Raw genomic sequence first — 21264 nt, forward strand, 5'->3', positions numbered from 1 at the left:
ATTCCCAGCAGGCCTATCAGGACTGCCCTCCCCCACTCACGGTCGAACCCTCTGTGATCGGCGACGGCGACGCTCGCCGGTGAGACCGAGGAGGCGACCTCCGACATCGACGACCGTCGCTGCAGCGGCGTCTCAGGCTCCCTGTCCTCGCGCCGACCGGCACGACCGGCTAGCCGTACCGAGGAGCTCCGAGAGCCGCAGGGGCGCGCGCGGTTCCGCCGGGGTGCGGGCTCCGCTGGGTTCGGAACGGTGTGCAGACGTCCGCAGGGCGGCGCAGGCGCCAGAACAGGCGCAGCAGGCCCACTACAGCCGCAGGCGCAGCAGTATCCGCGATCCGTAGCGCGCCACCGCCGTCGGCACACCCATAGGCGCACAGGAGAGCCGCCACAGGCGTAGCCCGCTCACCCCTGACCGGAGCAGGAGCCGTCGCAGCGCAGCCCCGTAGGGGTGATGACGCGGGCCGACGCTCCTGCTCGGCGCCGCCCGCTGCACTGCCCTGCGAGCTTCCACGTCGCGGGCCGTCGGGAGGTGCCCAGACGAGTTCCTCCGCGCAGGACGCCTCGGTGTCCCGCCAGCAGGACACCGCGAGAGATCCAGCTCACCTCCTCATCCCTCACTGAGCGATCCCGGCCCTCACCGGGAGGCCCCGGCCTTCACCGGGAGGCCCCGGCCCTCACCGGGAGGTCCCGGCTCTCACCGGGAGGCTCGATCCGCCACCGATCGGCGAATGACGCCCCTGCACGCAGCCGAACGGCCGAGCCGACCGGGCCCCGACCGCGCATCGCTTCCTCCTGGATAAGCGAAAAGGCCGGGTGCACGGAGCCGAAGCCCTCGTGCACCCGGCCCTCGGCCGTGCGATGCGCCCTAGCGGGCGAAGTACCCGCGGTAGTACTCGTACACCCAGCCGGCGATGGCGACTAGGAAGAGTCCGACGGCGATGTAGGTGATCCAGAACCCCACGGCCAGGCCGAGGAATCCGAGGGCCGCGGAACCGCCCAGGATCAGCGGCCACCAGCTCCACGGGCTGAAGAAGCCCAGCTCGGGGTCTCCGTCATCGATGTCCGCATCGAGGCGGTCCTCGGGGAGCTCGGCACCCTGCGCCTTGTGGACGCGGCCGACGTAGAACGCGATGAACGCGCCCAGCACGGCCGAGAGGCCGATGCCGACGGTGCCGACCCACTCCACCTGGCCCGTGTCGAGCAGCGACCACACGATGTACGTGATGTCGGCGAGGAGGAAGAAGCCCGCGAGGAGCCAGAAGAGATTGACGTTGGCGCGCATGGCCCTACTTCACCGTGCCTTCGGACTTGTCGTACGTGGGGGCGTCCGGAGCGTCCTTCGCCGGACCGATTCCGACGGGGATGCCGGCCTCGGGGTGGTTGAGGTCGAACGCCGGGGCCTCGCTGCGGATGCGCGGGATCGAGGTGAAGTTGTGGCGGGGCGGCGGGCACGAGGTGGCCCACTCGAGCGACCGGGAGAAGCCCCACGGGTCGTTCACCGTCACCTTGGGCGCCTTGCGGGCCGTGATGTACACGTTCAGGAAGAACGGGATCAGCGACACCGCGAGGATCATCGCTCCGACCGTCGACACCTGGTTCATCCAGGTGAAGCCGTCCTCGGGCAGGTAGCTGGCGTAGCGGCGCGGCATGCCGACGACGCCCAGCCAGTGCTGGATGAGGAAGGTGGTGTGGAAGCCGATGAACAGCAGCCAGAAGTGCCACTTGCCCAGCGTCTCGTTCAGCATCTTGCCGGTCCACTTGGGCCACCAGAAGTAGAAGCCCGAGAACATCGCGAAGACGACGGTTCCGAACACGACGTAGTGGAAGTGCGCCACCACGAAGTACGAGTCCGAGACGTGGAAGTCGAGCGGGGGCGACGCGAGGATCACGCCGGTGAGTCCACCGAAGGTGAAGGTGATCAGGAAGCCGATCGCCCAGATCATCGGGGTCTCGAAGGTCACCGATCCGCGCCACATGGTGCCGACCCAGTTGAAGATCTTCACGCCGGTCGGAACCGCGATGAGCATGGTCATCAGCGAGAAGAACGGCAGCAGGACCGATCCGGTGACGTACATGTGGTGCGCCCACACCGTCACGGAGAGGGCGGCGATCGCGATGGTCGCGTAGATCAGCGTCTTGTAGCCGAAGATCGGCTTGCGGCTGAAGACCGGGAATACCTCGGACACGATGCCGAAGAACGGCAGCGCGATGATGTACACCTCGGGGTGGCCGAAGAACCAGAACAGGTGCTGCCAGAGCAGGACACCGCCGTTGGCCGCATCGTAGATGTGGGCGTCGAACACCCGGTCGGCGCCGAGGGCGAACATCGCGGCGGCGAGCACCGGGAACGCGAGCAGCACGAGGATCGACGTCACCAGGATGTTCCAGGTGAAGATCGGCATCCGGAACATCGTCATGCCGGGGGCGCGCATCGTGATGATCGTCGTGATGAAGTTCACCGCGCCGAGGATCGTGCCGAAGCCCGAGAGCGCGAGGCCGAAGACCCAGAGATTGCCGCCGAGCCCTGGTGAGAACGTCGTGCTCGACAGTGGCGCGTACGCGAACCAGCCGAAGGACGCCGCACCCTGCGGGGTGACGAATCCGGCGACCGCGATGAGCGAGCCGAAGCTGTAGAGCCAGTACGCGAAGGCGTTGAGGCGGGGGAACGCGACGTCGGGGGCGCCGATCTGCAGCGGCATCAGGACGTTGGCGAACCCGGCGAAGAGCGGCGTCGCGAACATCAGCAGCATGATCGTGCCGTGCATCGTGAACAGCTGGTTGTACTGCTCGCGCGTCTCGACCACGTTCAGGCCGGGCTCGAACAGCTGGGCGCGGATGACGAGTGCCATCACGCCGGCGATGCAGAAGTAGATGAACGACGTGATCAGGTACATGTACCCGATGACCTTGTGGTCGGTCGACGTCATCCAGCGGACGAGGACGTTCGCCTTGCGCTGGACCGGCGGAGTGCCGGCGGTGCGCGTCGGGCGGGGTGCCGTGGCGGTGCTCATGCTCCCTTACTCCTCGTTCTCGCGGGCCGGCGCGCCGGTTCCGGGAAGGTTCGAATTGCGGTTGTACTCGGCTCCGAGCTGGCCGGTCTGGCCCGCGTCGCGCAGCGACTGGATGTAGTCGTCGTACTCGCCCTGCGAGACGACCTTGACGTTGAAGAGCATCGCGGAGTGGTACTCGCCGCAGAGCTCGGCGCACTTGCCGGCGTAGGTCCCCTCCTTGAGCGGCGTGACGTACATGTAGTTCGTCTTGCCGGGGATCATGTCCTTCTTGTAGAGGAAGTCGACGACCCAGAAGGAGTGGATCACGTCGCGCGCGTCGAGCTGGATCTTGATCTTCTGTCCGACGGGCAGGTAGAGCGTGGGGATCTCGGACTCGACGAGCGAGCCGGCGGCGTCCCCGCCCTCCTGGTACTGGCCCTGGATGCCGGCGGAGTAGACGTCCTCGTCGACGTAGTTGAAGTCCCACGCCCACTGCTTGCCGTACACCTGGATGGTCTCGTCCGGGTCGTCGTAGGGCTGCTCGATCGCGGCCTGGTCGCGCGCGGTGAAGGCGAAGAAGCCGATCACGAGGATCAGCGGCACGATCGTGTAGAAGATCTCGATCGGCATGTTGTAGCGCAGCTGGACCGGCAGGCCGGTCTGCCCCTTGCGACGGCGGTAGACGACCACCGCCCAGATGGTGAGACCCCACGTGACGACGCCGACGGCGAGCAGGACGATCCAGGAGGTGACCCAGAGTCCGATGACGCGGTCGACGTGGTTCGTCGTGCCGGGTTCAGTGGGGAGCCAGCCCTGGAGCTGCTCTTGCGTGCAGCCCGCGAGGACGAGGGCGAGGGCTCCTGCGACGGGGGCAGCGACCCATCTGCGGATTCGGCGATTGAAGCGCACCGGTGACCTTTCGGAAGACTGGGGACCAGTTCACACGAAACTGTATTAGACCGGCTCCAGCCTACCCTTCCGCTCCGGCGGCCCGGTGCACGACGACCCGCTCTTGACGTCCCGGCCGAGTGGTGCAGTCATGACGAACGGCGCCCGACGGGCCACCGGAGTGGACTGTCGGACGCCGTTCGGAGGCGCTGCGGCCCGGGGCCGCGCGGCGTCAGTGGAAGCTGTCGCCGCAGGCGCAGCTGCCGCCCGCGTTGGGGTTGTCGATGGTGAAGCCCTGCTTCTGGATGGTGTCCTCGAAGTCGATCGAGGCGCCGTCGAGGTAGGGGACGCTCATCTTGTCGACGACGAGGCCGACGCCCTCGAACTCCACCGCGGCGTCGCCGTCGAGGGTGCGCTCGTCGAAGTAGAGCTGGTAGATGAGGCCGGAGCAGCCGCCGGGCTGCACGGCGACGCGCAGGCGCAGGTCGTCGCGGCCCTCCTGCTCGAGCAGGCTCTTGACCTTGGCGGCGGCGGTCGGGGTCATCGAGACGCCGTGGGCCGCGCTGGGCGGGGTGGCGAGGGGGGTCGCCGTCTGGTCGGTCAGTGTGTCTGACATGTCACTCCTCAGGGGACGGGCGGAACGGTCGTCGTGCCTTCCGGGATTCTACGGCTGCAACCCGGGTGGTCACCCGGGTATTCCACGACCGGTGGTCAGTCGCGGTGAGCGGCGGCGCGAAGCAGGAACAGCGCCTCGGTCTGCGCGGCGCGCTTGAAGACGCCCAGGTGCAGCGACTCGTTGGGGCTGTGCGCGCGCGAGTCGGGGTCCTCGACACCGGTGACGAGGATCTGAGCCTCGGGGAACTCGCGCACGAGGTCGGCGATGAACGGGATGCTCCCGCCGATCCCGGTCTCGAGGGGCTCGCGTCCCCACGCGTCCGCCATCGCGCCCTTCACCAGGTCCACGGCCCAGCCGGTCGCGTCGACCAGGAAGGGGCTGCCGGTGTCGACGTCCTCGATCGCGAGCTGAGCGCCGAACGGGGAATTCGCCCGCAGGTGGCTCTCGATGGCGGCGAAGGCCTCCTCCGCGTCCTGGCCGAGGGCGATGCGGGCGCTGATCTTCACGCGCACGGACGGGACCAGGGTGTTGGAGGCGTCGACGACGCTGGGCGCGTCGATCCCGGTGACCGTGACGGCCGGCTTCGACCACAGGCGCGAGAGGATCGCGCCGGTGCCGATCGGCGAGACCCCGTCGAGCAGCCCGGAGTCGCGGCGGAGGTCCTCCTCGGTCGTCTCGGGCACCGCTCCGTCGTGCTCGGTGAGGCCGGCGACGGCGACCGAGCCGTCCTCGTTCCAGAGCGTCGCGAGCAGGCGGACCGCCGCAAGCATCGCGTCCGGGACCGCTCCGCCGAGCATGCCCGAGTGCGAGGCGTGCGCGAGAGTGCTGACGGTGAGGGTGAAGGTGACGTTGCCGCGCAGGCCCACCGTCAGCGCGGGGGTGTCGACGTCCCAGTTGTCGCTGTCGGCGACGATGATCGCATCCGCGCGGAGGGCGTCGTGGTGCTCGCGGAGGAAGGTGGGGAACGAGCGCGACCCGAACTCCTCCTCCCCCTCGATGAAGAGGACGAGCCCGAGGTCGTGGTCCTCGCCCGCGACCTCGCGGAGTGCGCGCACCGCGGCGAGGTGGGACACGACTCCCGCCTTGTCGTCGGCGGCACCGCGCCCGTACAGGCGGTCGCCGCGCACGGTCGGCTCGAACGGAGGCGTCTCCCACGCCGACTCGGCGCCCTGCGGCTGAACGTCGTGGTGGGCGTAGAGGAGGACGGTCGGCGCTCCGTTGCGGGCGGCGCGGGTGGCCAGGACGGCAGGCTGGCCGAGCACGTCGGTGCCGTCGATCGTGGCGCTGTGGATCGCGACGTCGTCGAAGACGCCCGTCTCGCGCGCGAGCTCGGCGATCGCCTCGGCGCTGGCGGCCACGCGGGTGGCGTCGAAGCCGTCCCACGAGACGGACGGGATCCGCACGAGCTGCCCGAGCTGGGCGAGCGAGCGCGGCAGATCGTCGCGGACGGCGGCGAGGACGGCCTCCTCGTCGGAGGAGAGTGCGGGCGGAGTCGGAGCGTCGTGAGCCATGGAGGTAATCTTAAGAGACCCCCGATTCCAAGGACGTTCCCCGTGGCCAAGCACCCGATCGCAACCGACACGCCCGACGACGCCGGCTCGCCCGGCTCCGGGAAGGGCCGGCCGACGCCGACCCGGCGCGAGCAGGAGCTGGCCCGCAAGCGTCCGCTGGTCGTCACCGACCGCAAGCAGGCCGCCCGCGACGCCCGCGAGAAGGCCGCCGTGTCACGCGAGCAGGCCCGCATCGGCCTGGCCGCCGGTGACCAGCGCTACCTGCCGCTGCGCGACAAGGGTCCTCAGCGCAAGTTCGTGCGCGACTGGGTCGACGCGCGCTTCAGCCTCGGCGAGTTCCTCATCCCGGTGATGGTCGTCGTCCTGCTGCTGAGCTTCTTCCCGCAGCCGGAGCTGCAGTACGCGACGCTCGTCATCCTCTGGGTGTTCTTCCTCCTCGCGGTGATCGACTGCATCCTCCTCGGCATGCGGATGCGCCGGAAGCTCGCCGAGCGCTACGGCGCCGACAAGGTCGAGAAGGGCATCCGCTGGTACGCCGCGATGCGCGCCCTCCAGCTGCGCGTCATGCGACTGCCGAAGCCCCAGGTCAAGCGCCGCGCCTTCCCCGAGTAGTCGGACGGCGGACCACGAAGGGCCCCTGCGGTCGCGCCTCGCGCGGCTCCGGGGGCCCTTCGTGGTGCACGGCGGGTCAGGAGGCGCGGGCCAGTCCCCGGTTGATGTCCCGAGCCCACAGGGGCCCGCGGTAGATGAAGGCGGTGTAGCCCTGGACGAGGGTGGCGCCCGCGTCGAGGCGCTCGCGCACGTCCTCGGCCGTCTCGACTCCTCCGACGGAGATCACGCAGAAGGCCGCGGGGACGACGCCGCGGATCACGCGGAGCACCTCGAGCGAGCGCGCGGCCAGCGGGGCACCGGAGAGGCCGCCGGCGCCGGCCGCCTCGACCACGGCGCGGTCGGTCGAGAGGCCCTCCCGGGAGAGTGTGGTGTTGGTCGCGATGATCCCGTCCAGACCCAGGCGGACGGCGAGCTCGGCGACCCGGCCGACCTCGTCGTCGGAGAGGTCCGGGGCGATCTTGACCAGCAGGGGCGTCGTGTCGGCGGCGTCCTTGACGGCCGCGAGGAGCGGCTCGAGGCGGTCGATCTCCTGCAGGCCGCGGAGCCCGGGGGTGTTCGGCGAGCTGACGTTCACGACGAGGTAGTCGGCGAGCGGCGCGAGCAGGCGCGTGCTGATCAGGTAGTCCTCGATCGCGTCGTCCACCTCGACCACCCGGCTCTTGCCGATGTTCACGCCGATCACGGGGCGGCGGCGCGCGCTGCGCAGCCGGATCAGCCGTTGCGCCGCGGCCTCGGCGCCGTGATTGTTGAAGCCCATCCTGTTGACGACGGCGCGGTCCGCGATCAGCCGGAAGAGGCGCGGCCGGTCGTTGCCCGGCTGCGCCCGAGCGGTCAGGGTCCCGACCTCGACGTGTCCGAAGCCGAGCGCGCCGAAGCCCAGGACCGCGGTGGCGTCCTTGTCGAAGCCGGCCGCGACGCCGAACGGGGTCTCGAAGCGGAGGCCGAGCGTCTCGACCGCGGGCGTTCCGCGCGGGACGGTGGTCCGGCGCAGGACCGGAGCGAGGGCTCCGAGGGCCCGGATCACCGGGAAGCTCAGGTGGTGCGCCCGCTCCGGGTCGAGGCGGCGCAGGACGGTGCGGAACAGGAGCGGGTACACCCGGGCCTCAGATCTCGTCGGCGCTGTGGGGCACGGAGGTGCGCTCGGCGCGGAGCAGGGTGATCGCAGACTCGAAGTCGTCCAGCGAGTCGAACGCCTGGTAGACGCTCGCGAAGCGGAGGTAGGCGACCTCGTCGAGCTCGCGCAGCGGCGGCAGGATGGCGAGGCCGATGTCGTTCGCGTCGATCTGCGACGCGCCCGTGGAGCGGATGCTCTCCTCCACCCGCTGCGCGAGGACGGCGAGATCGGTGTCGGTGACGGGCCGGCCCTGGCAGGCCTTCCGGACGCCGCTGACGATCTTCTCGCGGCTGAACGGCTCCACGACTCCGCTGCGCTTGATCACGACGAGGCTCGCGGTCTCGGTCGTCGAGAAGCGCCGGCCGCACGACGGGCACTGCCGGCGGCGGCGGATCGAGAGGCCGTCGTCGCTCGTGCGCGAGTCGATCACTCGGGAGTCGGGGTGCCGGCAGAAGGGGCAGAACATCGAGGGCCTCTCGGTCTCAGGCGAAGCGGGCGTCGACGGCGTCGCCGTGGGCGGGCAGCGCCTCGGCGTCGCTGAGAGCGCGGATGTGCGGGGCGACGCGCTCGAGCGCACCGCGGTCGTACGAGATCAGCTGCTGCGGCCGGAGGAAGGTGTAGGCGCCGAGCCCGGAGGAGAAGCGCGCCTGCCCGAGGGTCGGGAGCACGTGGTTGGAGCCGGCGAGGTAGTCGCCCAGGCTCACCGGGGTGGTCGGACCGAGGAAGATCGCGCCGGCGTCGTGGATCCGCTCGGCCGTCGCGACGGGGTCGGCCGTGTGCAGCTCGAGGTGCTCGGGGCCGTAGGCGTCGCTGAACGCGCAGGCGAGCTCGAGGTCGTCGACGATCACGAGCGCGGACTGCGGGCCGTCGAGTGCGATGGCCACGCGCTCCGCGTGGTGGGTGGCAGCGGCCTGGGCGGCGACCTCGCGCTCGACGGCGGCGGCGAGCTCGGCGCTGTCGGTGACCAGGACCGCGGAGGCGGCCTCGTCGTGCTCGGCCTGGCTGACCAGGTCGGCGGCGACAAGGCGCGGGTCGGCGGAGTCGTCGGCGATCACGAGGATCTCGGTCGGGCCCGCCTCGGAGTCGATGCCGACCTGGCCGAGCACCTGGCGCTTCGCGGTGGTGACCCAGACGTTGCCCGGCCCGGTGATGATGCTGACGGGATCCAGCCCGATCGAGTCGACGCCGTAGGCCAGTGCGGCGACGGCTCCGGCGCCCCCGACCGCGTAGACCTCGTCGATGCCGAGCAGAGCGGCCGCCGCGAGGATCGTGGGGTGGACGGAGCCGCCGAACGCCTTCTGCGGCGGCGAGACCAGGGCGATGGAGGCGACTCCGGCGGCCTGCGCGGGCACGGCGTTCATGACGACGCTCGACGGGTAGACCGCCTTGCCGCCGGGGACGTACAGCCCGGCGCGGGCGACGGGCTGCCAGCGCTGGGTGACCGTGGCGCCGTCGTCGAGCTCGGTGGTGCGGGGCGGGGGGATCTGTGCGGCGCTGGCGCGGCGGACGCGCGCGATCGCCTCCTCGAGTGCGCTGCGGATGGCCGGGTCGAGGCGGTCGAGCGCCTCGGCGATCTGCTCGGCGGGCACGCGGAGGTGCGGGGGGCGCACGCCGTCCAGCCGCTCCGCCTGGTCGAGGAGCGCCTCCGCGCCGCGTTCTCGGACGTCGGCGATCAGCTCGGCGACGACGGGCCCGACGGAGGCGGACGTGCCCGGATTGCGGGGCACGAGGGCGAGGAGCTCGGCGGAGGAGGGACGACGGCCGCGGAGGTCGAGAGTCTGGATCATGGCCGCCCCAGTCTACGCGCCGCCCTCCCCCGCTCCCTCGCCGCGCGCTCCCCCGCCCGAACCCCGTCCCGCCCGGCCCTCGCCCGGTCTCGATCCGCCGCTCCGCGGCTACTCGACCAGCATCTACGGGCGCTCGCCCGGTCTCGATACGCCGCCGCGCGGCTACTCGACCACCAGGAGGACACCGGCGGCCGCAGGCTCGCCCTCCGATCCGCCACCCTCTCGCCGCACCCTCCGAGGCGAACCGGCGATCCGCGTGTCAGCGGATCGTCGTAGCCGGACGCACGACGCTCTCACGAACCCGGCCACCCTCCCCAGCCGACCGCGCCGAGCCGGTCGGGGACCGGCTCGGAATTCAATACAGACAGTTCGGCCCCAGCAGGCTCTTCAGCTCGCCGAAGAGGTCCGGGGTGATGCGCACGGGGAACGGCACCTCGAACACGCGGGCCGTGTCGCCCTTGATGAGCTTCAGGCGCACCTCGGTCTGGCCGGAGTGGCGGATGAGCACGTCGCTGAGCTGCGAGACCGTGTCGGTGGTCGCGCGCGACTCGGGCATCGAGACGGTGAGCGGTCCCGAGTCGCCGTCCTGGCTCATCTCGGGGGCGAACAGGCTGAACGCGTGCAGATTCATCCCGTCGTCGCGCATGCTGACGCGGCCTCTGACGACGACGATGGAGTCGTTCGTGAGCGCCGGGGCGAACTCCTGGTACGCCTTCCCCATGAACATGCAGGTGATCTCGCCGCCGAAGTCCTCGACCTGGATCATCCCGTACTGGTTGCCGGAGGCCTTGGCCATGCGGTGCTGGACGCTCGTGACGAGGCCCGCGACGACCACGGTCTCGCCGTCGGCGATCGTCTCCGAGATCAGCAGGTCGGCGATCGTGGTGCTGTAGTGCTTGGCGAGCTCGGTCTCGAGTCCGGCGAGCGGATGGTCGGACACGTAGAGCCCGAGCATGTCGCGCTCAAAGGCGAGCTTGTCGCGCTTGGCCCATTCGGGCCGCTCGGGCACCTGGATCGCGGCCTGCGGCTCGTCCCAGAGGCTGTCGAAGTCGAAGCCGACCTGGCCGTTCGCCTCGTTGCGCTTCTCCCCCACCGCCGCCTCGACGGCGTCCTCGTGCACCTCGACCAGGGCGCGGCGGGTCGAGCCGAGCGAGTCGAAGGCGCCGGCCTTGATGAGCGACTCGATGGTGCGCTTGTTGGTCACCTGCAGCGGCACCTTGCGGAGGAAGTCGTGGAACGTCTCGAAGCGCCCCTTCTCCTCGCGGGCGGCCCGGATGCCCTCGACGACGTTCATGCCGACGTTGCGGACGGCGCCGAGGCCGAAGCGGATGTCGGTGCCGACTGCGGTGAAGAAGCCGATCGACTCGTTGACGTCCGGCGGGAGCACCTTGATCCCCATCCGCCGGCACTCGTTGAGGTAGGCGGCCATCTTGTCCTTGGAGTCGCCGACGCTGGTGAGCAGCGCGGCCATGTACTCCGCGGGGTAGTGCGCCTTGAGGTACGCCGTCCAGTAGGAGACGACGCCGTACGCCGCCGAGTGCGCCTTGTTGAAGGCGTAGTCGGAGAAGGGCAGCAGGATGTCCCAGAGGGTCTTGACGGCCTCCATCGAGTAGCCGTTGGCGATCATGCCGCCCGAGAAGCCCTCGAACTGCTTGTCCAGCTCGGACTTCTTCTTCTTGCCCATCGCGCGCCGCAGCAGGTCGGCCTGCGCGAGCGTGAAGCCCGCTAGCTTCTGCGCGATCGACATGACCTGCTCCTGGTACACGATCAGGCCGTAGGTCCCTCCGAGCACCTCCGAGAGCGGCTCCTCGAGCTCCGGGTGGATCGGGGTGATCTCCTGCACGCCGTTCTTCCGCAGCGCGTAGTTGGTGTGGGAGTCGGCGCCCATCGGGCCCGGCCGGTAGAGCGCGAGGACTGCGGAGATGTCCTCGAAGTTGTCGGGCTTCATCAGTCGGAGAAGGCCGCGCATCGGGCCGCCGTCGAGCTGGAACACGCCGAGCGTGTCGCCGCGGGCGAGGAGGTCGTAGGCGGCCTGGTCGTCGAGCTCGAGGTCCTCGAGCACGAGGTCCTGTCCGCGGTTGGCGCGGATGTTGTCGAGGGCGTCGTCGATGATCGTGAGGTTCCGCAGCCCCAGGAAGTCCATCTTGATCAGCCCGAGCGACTCGCACGCGGGGTAGTCGAACTGCGTGACGATCTGGCCGTCCTGCTCCCGCTTCATGATCGGGATGATGTCCAGCAGCGGATCGCTGGACATGATGACGCCGGCCGCGTGCACGCCCCACTGGCGCTTGAGGTTCTCGAGCCCGAGCGCGGTGTCGAAGACCAGCTTGGCCTGCGGGTCCTCGGCGATGACGTTGCGCACGTCGAGCGCTTCCTTGTAGCGCGCGTGGGCGGGGTCGTTGATGCCGCTGAGCGGGATGTCCTTGCCCATGATCGCGGGCGGCATGGCCTTCGTCAGCTTCTCGCCCATCCCGAACGGGAAGCCGAGGACGCGCGAGGCGTCCTTGAGAGCCTGCTTCGCCTTGATGGTGCCGTAGGTGACGATCTGCGCGACGCGCTCGTCGCCGTACTTCTCGGTGACGTAGCGGATGACCTCGCCGCGGCGACGGTCGTCGAAGTCGACGTCGAAGTCGGGCATGGACACGCGGTCGGGGTTGAGGAAGCGCTCGAAGATCAGGCCGTGGCGCAGCGGATCGAGGTCGGTGATCTTCATCGCGTAGGCCGCCATCGAGCCGGCACCGGAGCCGCGGCCGGGACCGACCCGGATCCCGTTGCGCTTGGACCAGTTGATGAAGTCGGCGACGACGAGGAAGTAGCCGGGGAAGCCCATCTGCAGGATGACGCGGGTCTCGTAGTCCGCCCGGTCGCGCACTTCCTGGGAGATGCCGTCCGGGTAGCGCTCGCGCAGTCCGGCCTCGACCTCCTTCACGAACCAGGTGTCCTCGGTCTCGCCCTCCGGCACCGGGAAGCGCGGCATGTAGTTCGCCGAGGTGTCGAACTGGACGTCGCAGCGCTCCGCGATGAGGAGCGTGTTGTCGCAGGCCTCGGGGTGGTCGCGGAAGACCTGGCGCATCTCGCGCGGCGACTTGAGGTAGAACTCGTCCGCGTCGAACTTGAAGCGCTTGGGGTCGTCGAGGGTGGTCCCGGACTGCACGCAGAGCAGCGCCGCGTGCGAGGTCGCGTCGTGCGCGTGCGTGTAGTGCAGGTCGTTGGTGGCGACCAGCGGGAGGTCGAGGTCCTTCGCGAGCCGGATGACGTCGCCGATCACCCGCCGCTCGATGTCGAGGCCGTGATCCATGATCTCGGCGAAGAAGTTCTCCTTGCCGAAGATGTCGCGGTAGTCGGCGGCCGCCTGGCGGGCCTCCTTGTACTGGCCGAGGCGCAGGCGCGTCTGGACCTCGCCGCTCGGGCAGCCCGTGGTGCCGATCAGGCCCTCGGAGTACTGCGAGAGGATCTCGCGGTCCATGCGCGGCTTGAAGTAGTAGCCCTCGATCGACGCGCGCGAGGAGAGGCGGAAGAGGTTGTGCATGCCCGTCGTGGTCGAGCTGAGCAGCGTCATGTGGGTGTACGCGCCGGAGCCGGACACGTCGTCCCCTCCGCCGTCACCCCAGCGGATGCGGGTCTTGTCGGAGCGGTGCGTCCCCGGGGTGAGGTAGGCCTCGGTGCCGATGATCGGCTTGATCCCCGCCGCCGTCGCGGTGCGCCAGAAGTCGAAGGCGCCGAACACGTTCCCGTGGTCGGTCACGGCGATGGCCGGCATGCCCTCCTCGACCGCCGCGTCGATCAGCGGCTTCACCCGCGCTGCACCGTCGAGCATCGAGTACTCGCTGTGCACGTGGAGGTGGACGAAGGAATCGTTACTCGGCAAGGATGCGCCTCCGGCGGACTGCGGGCAGGGGAGGGATGGCCGGCGACCCGGGAGGGCCCGTGGACACGGCGGGAAGAAGTCTAACCGCGCCGGACGCGGGTCCGGCCGGGAGAGCGCGGATCACTCCCCGCGCAGCACCTCGAGGGCGTGCACCAGGTCGTCGGGGTAGGACGCCTCGAACTGCACCCACTCCCCCGAGCCCGGGTGGGTGAAGCCGAGCCGGACCGCGTCGAGCCACTGGCGGGTGAGGCCGAGCCGCTTCGAGAGGGTCGGATCGGCGCCGTACATGGCGTCGCCGACGCACGGGTGGCGCTGGGCGGCCATGTGCACGCGGATCTGGTGGGTGCGGCCGGTCTCGAGGTGGATCTCGAGGAGGGAGGCGAACGGGAAGGCCTCGATCGTCTCGTAGTGGGTCACCGAGGGCTTGCCGTCGGCGCGGACCGCGAACTTCCAGTCCGAGGACGGGTGGCGGCCGAGCGGGGCGTCGATCGTCCCGGCGAGCGGGTCGGGGTGGCCCTGCACGACCGCGTGGTAGACCTTCTCGACCGTGCGGTCGTGGAACGCGCGCTTGAGGTGCGTGTAGGCGCGCTCGGACTTCGCGACGACCATGAGGCCGCTCGTGCCGGCGTCGAGCCGGTGCACGATGCCCGCGCGCTCGGCCGCACCGGAGGTCGACACGGTGAAGCCCGCGGCGGCGAGGGCGCCGAGCACCGTCGGTCCCTCCCAGCCCACGGCGGGGTGCGCGGCCACTCCGACGGGCTTGTCGATCACCACGATGTCGTCGTCGTCGTGCACGATGCCGAGGCCGGGGACCGCCATCGGCACGATCCGCGGCTCCTCGCGCGGGCTCCACTCGACGCTCAGCCAGGTGCCGGCGCGCACGCGGTCGCTCTTGTCGAGGACCCGTCCGTCGGCGCTCACTCCGCCCGCCTCGGCGACCTCGGCCGCGAAGGTGCGCGAGAAGCCGAGCAGCTTCGCGACGGCCGCGTCCACGCGGAGGCCGTCGAGCCCGTCCGGGACCGGCAGCTCTCGGGACTGCGCCATCAGCGTCCGCCGGGGCGGTCGGCGTCGCGGGCCGCCTCCTCGACGGAGGAGGCCGCTGCGGGGGCGCCCGCTCCGGGGGCGGCGGGAGCGCCGTCCTCGGAGACGACCTGCTCCTGCTCGTCGCGGCCCGCGCGCTCGCGGGTGCCGTCGAGGCCGACACCCCGCACGCTCAGGAGGACGAACAGCGCCATCGCCGTGCAGATCGCGATGTCGGCGACGTTGTAGATCGCCGGGAGCAGCCACGGCGTGAAGAGGAAGTCGACGACGTGTCCGAGCCCGAAGGAGGGCTCTCGGAACACCCGGTCGAAGAGGTTGCCGAGGGTGCCGCCGAGCAGCAGGCCGAAGAAGACGCCCCACGCGGTGGAGCGGATCCGGCGCGAGAACCAGATCACGGCGACGACGACGCACGCCGCGATGATCGAGAAGATCCAGGTCGACCCGCTCGCGAGGGAGAAGGCGGCACCCGGGTTCTTCACGTAGTGCAGGATCAGGACGTCGCCGAGGACGTGGACGTCCTCGCCCAGGGTCAGGTTCGTCGTGACCAGGAACTTCGCGGTCTGATCGATCGCGAAGACCGCGAGCGCGACGAGGCCGAGGGTGACGAGCACCCTCGGCCTGACGTCCGCTGCGGCGGGACTACGCCCCAAAGCCCGACAGCGAGGACTCCGTCGACGCCGGCTGGGTGTCGAGGTCGCGGAGCTGGCCCTCGATGTAGCTCTTCAGCTTCTGGCGGTACTCGCGCTCGAAGGTGCGGAGCTCGTCGATGCGGTGCTCGACCGTCGCGCGCTCCTCCTCGAGCTTCGCGACCTGCTGGCGCTGCTTGGCCTCGGCCTCGGCGACGATGCGGGCGGCCGTGGCACGGCCCTCGGCGACGAGAGCGTCGCGCTTCTCGGCACCCTCGCGCACGTGCTCCTCGTGGAGGCGGCGGGCGAGCTGCAGGAGTCCGCTGGAGCTCTCGGCCTCGTCGACCGGAGCCGACTGCGAGGAGCTGACGGGAGCGACGACCGGTGCGGGAGCCGGGGTGGGCTCGGGCTCGGGCTGCGGCTCCGGCTCGGGTGCCTCGTCGACCACCGGGGCGGGAGCAGGAGTGCTCTCGCGCGGGGCGTCGGAGACTCGGGCGTCCGAGGGGCGGCTGTCGCCGGAGGAGAGGCGCTGACGAAGCTCCTCGTTCTCCTGGTTCAGGCGGCGGAGCTCCACGACGACCTCGTCGAGGAAGTCGTCGACCTCGTCCTGGTCGTATCCCTCACGGAACTTGGTCGGCTGGAACCGCTTGTTGACAACGTCTTCGGGAGTGAGCGCCATGGCTTTCCACCTTCGATTTCAAGTAGGTACACGTTTAACAACGCGCGACTAAAGCTAGCAACTTCAGGCGCACGGCGCAGTGCTGACACCGCGGGGAACGTCCGGACGTGCCAACGATACAGGGACGGTCAGGCGCGCTGGAGCCACGTGGCGATGTACATGCCCACGATGACGCAGAGCATGGTGAGGCTCCAGCCGAAATCGAGCGCGATCGGACCGATCGAGACCGGCTTGATCAGGCGTCGGAAGAAGCCGATCGGCGGGTCCGTGACGGTGTAGACGCCCTCCGCGGCGACGAGGCCGGCACCGCGGGGGCGCCAGTCGCGTCGGATCACGCGGACGAGGTCGAGCACGAACCGCGCCCACATCGCGAAGAAGTAGAGCAGCAGCACGAAGTACAGGACGCTCCCGAGGAGCGAGACGACGGAGGTCACCGGGGGCCAGGGCTCCCCGGGATCAGGACTTCGCGAAGAACGACGCGTCGGCGTCGCTCTCGGCGGAGGCGGAGTCGCCGGCGACGGTGATGTGCGACGGCGAGAGCAGGAAGACCTTGCTCGTCACGCGCTCGATGCGGCCGTAGAGGCCCTGCGAGAGTCCGCTCGCGAAGTCGATGAGGCGGCGGGCGTCCGCATCGCTCATCTGCGAGAGGTTGATGATCACGGGGATGCCGTCGCGGAAGTTCTCCGCGATGACCTGCGCGTCGCGGTACTGCTTCGGGTGGACGGTGAGGATCTCGTTCATCTCGGCGGGTGCCGTCGCCTTCGGGGTCTGGGGGGTGGGCTTGCGGAGCGGGGTGACCGTCGCGCGGGGCTGCTGCACCGGCTCGACGGGAGGGACGGGCTGCACCGGGGAGACCGGTGCGCGGTGGGCCGTCGCCGGGGCCGCCTCGACGGGCTCTGCGCGCTCGTACTCGACCTCTTCGTCGGCGAGTCCGAGGTAGACCATCGTCTTCTTCAGCGGGTTGGCCATGGGGTGTCCTCCGTGTCGTGTGTGCTCCCACAGGTGGGTCACCACGAGGTTAGGTGCGGGCGGGGCGTTCTCCGGTGATTGCCGATCCGATTCGCAGGTGTGTCGCACCCTCCGCGATCGCCTCGGCGAAGTCGTTCGACATGCCCGCCGAGATCGCCGTGGCGGAGGGCTCGACGGCGCGCACGCGGTCGGAGATCGACCGGAGCCGGGCGAAAGCCGGACGGGGCTCCTCGTCCAGCGGAGCGACCGCCATCACGCCGCGCAGCGTGAGGCCGGGCGCCCCGGCGAGAGCCTCGGCGAGGGGCTCGACGTCGGCGGGCGACGCTCCCCCGCGGTCGGGATCCTCGGTGAGGTTGACCTGCAGGAACACGTCGAGCGGCTCCTCCCCCGCCTCCAGCAGCGGGACGAGCGCGAGCCGGTCGACGGAGTGGACCGCGTCGGCGTAGCGGCGCACCTGGCGCGCCTTCTTGCTCTGGAGCTGCCCGATGAAGTGCCAGCGCGCAGCGGTCCCCGCCAGCTCGGCCGACTTCTCCTGCGCCTCCTGGTGCCGGTTCTCGCCGAAGTCGACGACGCCCAGCTCGAGGAGGTCGCGGAGCAGCGACACGGGGTGGAACTTGGTCACCACGATGGTCGTGACCGAGGACGCCTCGCGACCGGCCGAGCGGGTCGCGTCGGCGACCCGCTCGGAGACCTCGGCCCAGCGCGCGGCCAGCTCCGGATCCGGCACGACTACTTGAGGAAGTCGGGGATGTCCAGGTCGCTGTCGTCGTCGTCGAAGGACGGGTCGGCGACAGGGGCCGGGGCGGCGACGGGGGTGCTCGACCAGATCGAGCCGGCCGCAGGGGCGGCGGCGGGAGCCGGGACGGGCTCGGCGGCCGACTCGCTCGCCGAGCTCTGCTGCTGGCGCGGCTGGGCGATCGCGGCCTGAGCGGTCCCGCCCGGCTCTCCGCCGTCGAAGCCCGCGGCGATGACGGTGACGCGCACCTCGTCGCCGAGCGTGTCGTCGATCACGGCACCGAAGATGATGTTCGCCTCGGCGTGCACCGCCTCCTGGACGAGGCGCGCCGCGTCGTTGATCTCGAAGATCCCGAGGTTCGAGCCGCCCTGGATCGAGAGGAGCACGCCGTGCGCGCCGTCGATGCTGGCCTCGAGCAGCGGTGAGGCGACGGCCAGCTCGGCCGCCTTGATCGCGCGATCGGCGCCGCGCGACGAGCCGATGCCCATCAGCGCCGAGCCCGCGCCCTGCATGACCGACTTCACGTCGGCGAAGTCGAGGTTGATCAGGCCGGGCGTGGTGATCAGGTCGGTGATGCCCTGGACGCCGGCGAGGAGCACCTGGTCGGCTGTCGCGAAGGCCTCGAGCATCGAGATGCCGCGGTCGCTGATCTCGAGCAGGCGGTCGTTCGGAACGACGATGAGCGTGTCGACCTCGTTCTTCAGCGTCGCGACGCCGGCCTCGGCCTGCGTCTGCCGACGGCGTCCCTCGAACCCGAAGGGCTTGGTCACGACGCCGATGGTGAGGGCGCCGATCGACTTGGCGATCCGCGCGACGACGGGCGCGCCGCCGGTGCCGGTACCGCCGCCCTCGCCCGCGGTGACGAAGACCATGTCGGCCCCCGCGAGGACCTCCTCGATCTCCTCGGCGTGGTCCTCGGCGGCGCGGCGGCCGACCTCGGGGTCGGCGCCGGCGCCGAGTCCGCGGGTCAGCTCGCGGCCCACGTCGAGCTTGACGTCGGCGTCGCTGAGCAGGAGCGCCTGGGCGTCCGTGTTGATCGCGATGAATTCGACACCGCGCAGGCCGAGCTCGATCATGCGGTTGACGGCGTTGACGCCGCCACCGCCGATGCCGACGACCTTGATCACGGCGAGGTAGTTCTGGTTTGAAGTCACGTCTCCGGCCTCCGGGCTGAACCTTAAACCTGTAGTTGAGGCTTAAAGTTATGCTGAGTATGCATTTGGGGTTCGGCTCCGACGGTAGGCGGAGTCCGGTCGCGCTCCCAGCAGACACGCCCGCAACGCTCGAAAGAACGCGCGGATCCGCCGCCGGTCAGGGCCGGGGCGCCACGACGGCGGCCTGGGGCGAGGACACGTCGTAGGTGCCGACGACGGCGGGGTCGGTCGCGGCCATCAGCTTCTCGAGCACGACGGCCTTGAGCGCCGACTCGTCCGACCCGCCCCAGACGACTTCCGTGCCGTTCTGCAGGGTGAGCGAGACGTCGTCGCCGGTCGTGGCCGTGGCGGCCGTCACCTGCGGAGCGAGCGATGCGGGCAGGGAGCGCAGCACCCGCGCGGTCGCGCGGAAGCCGGCTCCCGAGGCGTCGCCGGACGCGGTGGTGAGGACCGGGTAGCCGGGCTGCGCCGAGTCCGCCGTCTCGATGACGACTCCGGCCGCGTCCACGAGCTCGAAGCGGCCCCCCGCCGCGATCACGCCGAGGGGCGTGCGCTCGACGATCGACACCACGAGGGTGCTCGGCGGCCGGGTCTGCACCGAGTAGCTCTGGATGAGCGGGGACGCGCCCAGCACGCGGCCGACCTCGTCCCGGTCCACCAGGGTGAGCGGGACGCCGAGCTGGTCGTCGAGCTCGCTCTGCAGGGCGGCGGCGTCGACGCGCTGGGTGCCCGAGATCTCGATCGTGCGCACGGCCATGAGCGGCGAGAAGGCCGCGACTCCGACGATCAGGGCGAGGGCGACGAGCGACCCGGCTACGACCAGGGCGATCAGGCGGCGCCGACGCGCGCGCTTCGTGAAGCGGCGGACCTCCCCCCGCTCGTAGCGCCTCCGCTCGCGGGCGGCCCAGGAGACGGCCCGGTTCTCGGCACCGGGCAGGCGCAGGCCCGAGAGGGTGCGGCGGACCGCGCCCGCGCGCCACGGAGTGCGCTCGGCCGGCTCCGGGTCCACGCGGATCGCGGTGACGATCCGGATCGGCTCGGTGTCCGGCTCCGGCTCGCCGCCGCGCGCGGGGACGCTCCGACCGGGCGCCGGAGGGCGTCCGCCGTCGGGCCGCTTCACGGCCGCTCCCCCGCTTCGGGCGCGAGGACCGCGGTCATCGTGCGACCGGCGCGGCCTCGCTCGCGCCGAGCGACTCGAGCACCTGCGGGATGATCCGGTAGACGTCGCCGCAGCCGAGGGTGATGACGAAGTCGCCCTCGCGCGCGATGCCGGCCGTGAGGCGGGCCGCCTCCGCCCAGTCCGGGACGAACGAGACGTGCGACGGGTCGGCGAACTTCTCGCTGACCAGCGCTCCGGTCACTCCGGGCTCCGGATCCTCGCGCGCCCCGTAGACGTCGAGGACGATCGTCTCGTCGGCGTAGCGCTCGAGCGTCTCGGCGAACTCGCGGGCGAAGAGGCGGGTGCGGCTGTAGAGGTGCGGCTGGTGCACGGCGATGATGCGGCCCTCGCCGACCACGGTGCGCGCGGCGGAGAGGGCGGCGGCCACCTCGGTGGGGTGGTGGGCGTAGTCGTCGTAGACGCTGACTCCGCGGACCGCTCCGTGCAGCTCGAAGCGGCGCTCCGTGCCTCCGAACGCCGACACGGCCTCGAGCGAGGCGGCCGGATCGAAGCCCAGGCCCACCAGCACTGCGAACGCGCCGGCCGCGTTGATCGCGTTGTGCCGGCCGGGGATGCGGAGGCGGGCCGAGTAGCGCCTGCCCTCGTACTCGACCGAGAAGCCGACGGGGCCGACGAGGTCGAGGTCGACGACGCGGACGTGCGCCCCCTCGGCCTCGCCGAAGGTCAGCACCCGTCCGCCGACCAGCTGCTCGGTGACGCGGACGGCGCCGGGGTCGTCGGAGGAGATGACGACGAGCTCGCTCGCGGAGGAGGCGAAGGTGACGAAGGCCTCCTCGAACGCCTCCAGCGATCCGTAGTGGTCGAGGTGGTCCGGGTCGACGTTCGTGATGAGGGCGACCGCGGTGTCGTAGAGGAGGAAGCTGCCGTCCGACTCGTCGGCCTCGACGACGAAGACCTCGCCGGAGCCGGCGGCGGAGGAGGTGCCGAGGCTCTCGATGATGCCGCCGTTGACGAAGCTGGGGTCGGCGTCGACGCCGAGCAGGCCGGTGACGATCATGCCGGTCGACGTGGTCTTGCCGTGCGCTCCGGCCACCGCGACCAGGCGCCTGCCGCGCACCAGCCAGGCGAGGGCCTGCGAGCGGTGCAGCACGGGCAGGCCGCGCTCCTTCGCGAGCAGGTACTCGGGATTGTCGGGCCACAGGGCGGAGGTGACGACGACCGCCTCGGCGTCCCCGAGGTTCGCCGCGTCGTGGCCGATGGCGACCGGGACGCCGAGCTCCCGCAGCTGCTCGATGGGGTGGGACTCGCGGACGTCGGACCCGGTGACCCGGTGCCCGGCGTGGTGGAACAGCCGGGCGATCCCGCTCATCCCGGAGCCGCCGATGCCGATGAAGTGGACCGAGCCGAGCTCGTCGGGGACGGTGATGCCGAGGTCGGGCTTGATCACGGGGCTCTCGCTTTCGAGTGGGTCGCGGCGGGCGGGAGGGGCCTCCCGCGGTGCGCCGGATCAGTGTAGACGGTGGGCGGGAGTGCTCTCCCGAGCCGCGCGGAGCG

At 70.8% G+C, this 21264-nt stretch carries 19 protein-coding genes; 1 reads left to right on the forward strand and 18 read right to left on the reverse strand.

Annotation, left to right across the window (positions count from 1 at the left end; translation table 11 throughout):
* Nucleotides 1–864: 864 nt before the first annotated feature.
* The 5 genes from C5C57_RS07120 to C5C57_RS07140 form a co-directional block, all read right to left on the reverse strand.
* Nucleotides 865–1281 carry a cytochrome c oxidase subunit 4 gene (locus tag C5C57_RS07120; protein WP_104224651.1) on the reverse strand — a complete coding sequence of 139 codons (417 nt, stop codon included), beginning with the start codon at nucleotides 1279–1281 and terminating at the stop codon, nucleotides 865–867.
* 4 nt (nucleotides 1282–1285) lie between these two features.
* Entirely contained in the window at nucleotides 1286–3010 is a 1725-nt protein-coding gene (gene ctaD / locus C5C57_RS07125) for a cytochrome c oxidase subunit I (protein WP_104224652.1), read from the reverse strand.
* Nucleotides 3011–3016: 6 nt separating this feature from the next.
* Nucleotides 3017–3898 carry a cytochrome c oxidase subunit II gene (coxB, locus tag C5C57_RS07130; RefSeq protein ID WP_104224653.1) on the reverse strand — a complete coding sequence of 294 codons (882 nt, stop codon included), beginning with the start codon at nucleotides 3896–3898 and terminating at the stop codon, nucleotides 3017–3019.
* Nucleotides 3899–4109: 211 nt separating this feature from the next.
* The gene (gene erpA, locus C5C57_RS07135; protein WP_104224654.1) at nucleotides 4110–4493 is read right to left on the reverse strand and encodes an iron-sulfur cluster insertion protein ErpA; all 384 of its coding nucleotides are present in this window, start codon (nucleotides 4491–4493) and stop codon (nucleotides 4110–4112) included.
* Nucleotides 4494–4588: 95 nt separating this feature from the next.
* A complete protein-coding gene (locus C5C57_RS07140) occupies nucleotides 4589–6004 on the reverse strand; it encodes a dipeptidase (RefSeq protein ID WP_104297457.1) in 1416 nt (471 codons plus the stop codon).
* A 42-nt stretch (nucleotides 6005–6046) separates the two neighbouring features.
* Between C5C57_RS07140 and C5C57_RS07145 the strand changes: the two genes are divergently transcribed.
* A complete protein-coding gene (locus C5C57_RS07145; RefSeq protein ID WP_181027102.1) occupies nucleotides 6047–6616 on the forward strand; it encodes a DUF3043 domain-containing protein in 570 nt (189 codons plus the stop codon).
* A 76-nt stretch (nucleotides 6617–6692) separates the two neighbouring features.
* Here the strand turns inward: C5C57_RS07145 and C5C57_RS07150 are convergent, their stop codons facing one another.
* The 13 genes from C5C57_RS07150 to murC form a co-directional block, all read right to left on the reverse strand.
* Nucleotides 6693–7712, reverse strand: a complete 1020-nt coding sequence (locus tag C5C57_RS07150; RefSeq protein WP_104224656.1) for a quinone-dependent dihydroorotate dehydrogenase — start codon at nucleotides 7710–7712, stop codon at nucleotides 6693–6695.
* Nucleotides 7713–7719: 7 nt separating this feature from the next.
* Nucleotides 7720–8196, reverse strand: coding sequence for a transcriptional regulator NrdR (gene nrdR, locus C5C57_RS07155; RefSeq protein WP_104224657.1), 477 nt, complete (start codon nucleotides 8194–8196; stop codon nucleotides 7720–7722).
* A gap of 16 nt (nucleotides 8197–8212) precedes the next feature.
* On the reverse strand, nucleotides 8213–9517 hold the full coding sequence (hisD, locus tag C5C57_RS07160) for a histidinol dehydrogenase (protein ID WP_104246755.1): 1305 nt from the start codon (nucleotides 9515–9517) through the stop codon (nucleotides 8213–8215).
* A gap of 355 nt (nucleotides 9518–9872) precedes the next feature.
* The gene (dnaE, locus tag C5C57_RS07165; protein ID WP_244229655.1) at nucleotides 9873–13334 is read right to left on the reverse strand and encodes a DNA polymerase III subunit alpha; all 3462 of its coding nucleotides are present in this window, start codon (nucleotides 13332–13334) and stop codon (nucleotides 9873–9875) included.
* A 171-nt stretch (nucleotides 13335–13505) separates the two neighbouring features.
* Nucleotides 13506–14429, reverse strand: coding sequence for an RluA family pseudouridine synthase (locus C5C57_RS07170; protein ID WP_104261660.1), 924 nt, complete (start codon nucleotides 14427–14429; stop codon nucleotides 13506–13508).
* A complete protein-coding gene (gene lspA / locus C5C57_RS07175) occupies nucleotides 14429–15037 on the reverse strand; it encodes a signal peptidase II (protein WP_104247140.1) in 609 nt (202 codons plus the stop codon). Before lspA ends, C5C57_RS07170 begins: the two co-directional genes overlap by 1 nt.
* A gap of 28 nt (nucleotides 15038–15065) precedes the next feature.
* Complete coding sequence (locus tag C5C57_RS07180) at nucleotides 15066–15731, reverse strand: DivIVA domain-containing protein (protein WP_104222600.1); 666 nt, start codon at nucleotides 15729–15731, stop codon at nucleotides 15066–15068.
* A gap of 128 nt (nucleotides 15732–15859) precedes the next feature.
* Nucleotides 15860–16165 carry a YggT family protein gene (locus tag C5C57_RS07185; protein ID WP_258059242.1) on the reverse strand — a complete coding sequence of 102 codons (306 nt, stop codon included), beginning with the start codon at nucleotides 16163–16165 and terminating at the stop codon, nucleotides 15860–15862.
* A 22-nt stretch (nucleotides 16166–16187) separates the two neighbouring features.
* Nucleotides 16188–16700, reverse strand: a complete 513-nt coding sequence (locus C5C57_RS07190) for a cell division protein SepF (RefSeq protein ID WP_104222599.1) — start codon at nucleotides 16698–16700, stop codon at nucleotides 16188–16190.
* A gap of 49 nt (nucleotides 16701–16749) precedes the next feature.
* Nucleotides 16750–17427: a YggS family pyridoxal phosphate-dependent enzyme gene (locus C5C57_RS07195; RefSeq protein WP_104222598.1), complete on the reverse strand. Its 678-nt coding sequence runs from the start codon at nucleotides 17425–17427 to the stop codon at nucleotides 16750–16752.
* A gap of 2 nt (nucleotides 17428–17429) precedes the next feature.
* Entirely contained in the window at nucleotides 17430–18590 is a 1161-nt protein-coding gene (gene ftsZ, locus C5C57_RS07200) for a cell division protein FtsZ (RefSeq protein WP_104222597.1), read from the reverse strand.
* Nucleotides 18591–18747: 157 nt separating this feature from the next.
* Complete coding sequence (locus tag C5C57_RS07205; RefSeq protein WP_104247141.1) at nucleotides 18748–19710, reverse strand: cell division protein FtsQ/DivIB; 963 nt, start codon at nucleotides 19708–19710, stop codon at nucleotides 18748–18750.
* Between the two features lie 34 nt (nucleotides 19711–19744).
* The gene (murC, locus tag C5C57_RS07210; RefSeq protein ID WP_104247142.1) at nucleotides 19745–21157 is read right to left on the reverse strand and encodes a UDP-N-acetylmuramate--L-alanine ligase; all 1413 of its coding nucleotides are present in this window, start codon (nucleotides 21155–21157) and stop codon (nucleotides 19745–19747) included.
* Nucleotides 21158–21264 lie beyond the last annotated feature (107 nt).

The organism is Rathayibacter sp. AY1C5 (assembly GCF_002931705.1).
Taxonomy (GTDB): Bacteria; Actinomycetota; Actinomycetes; order Actinomycetales; family Microbacteriaceae; genus Rathayibacter.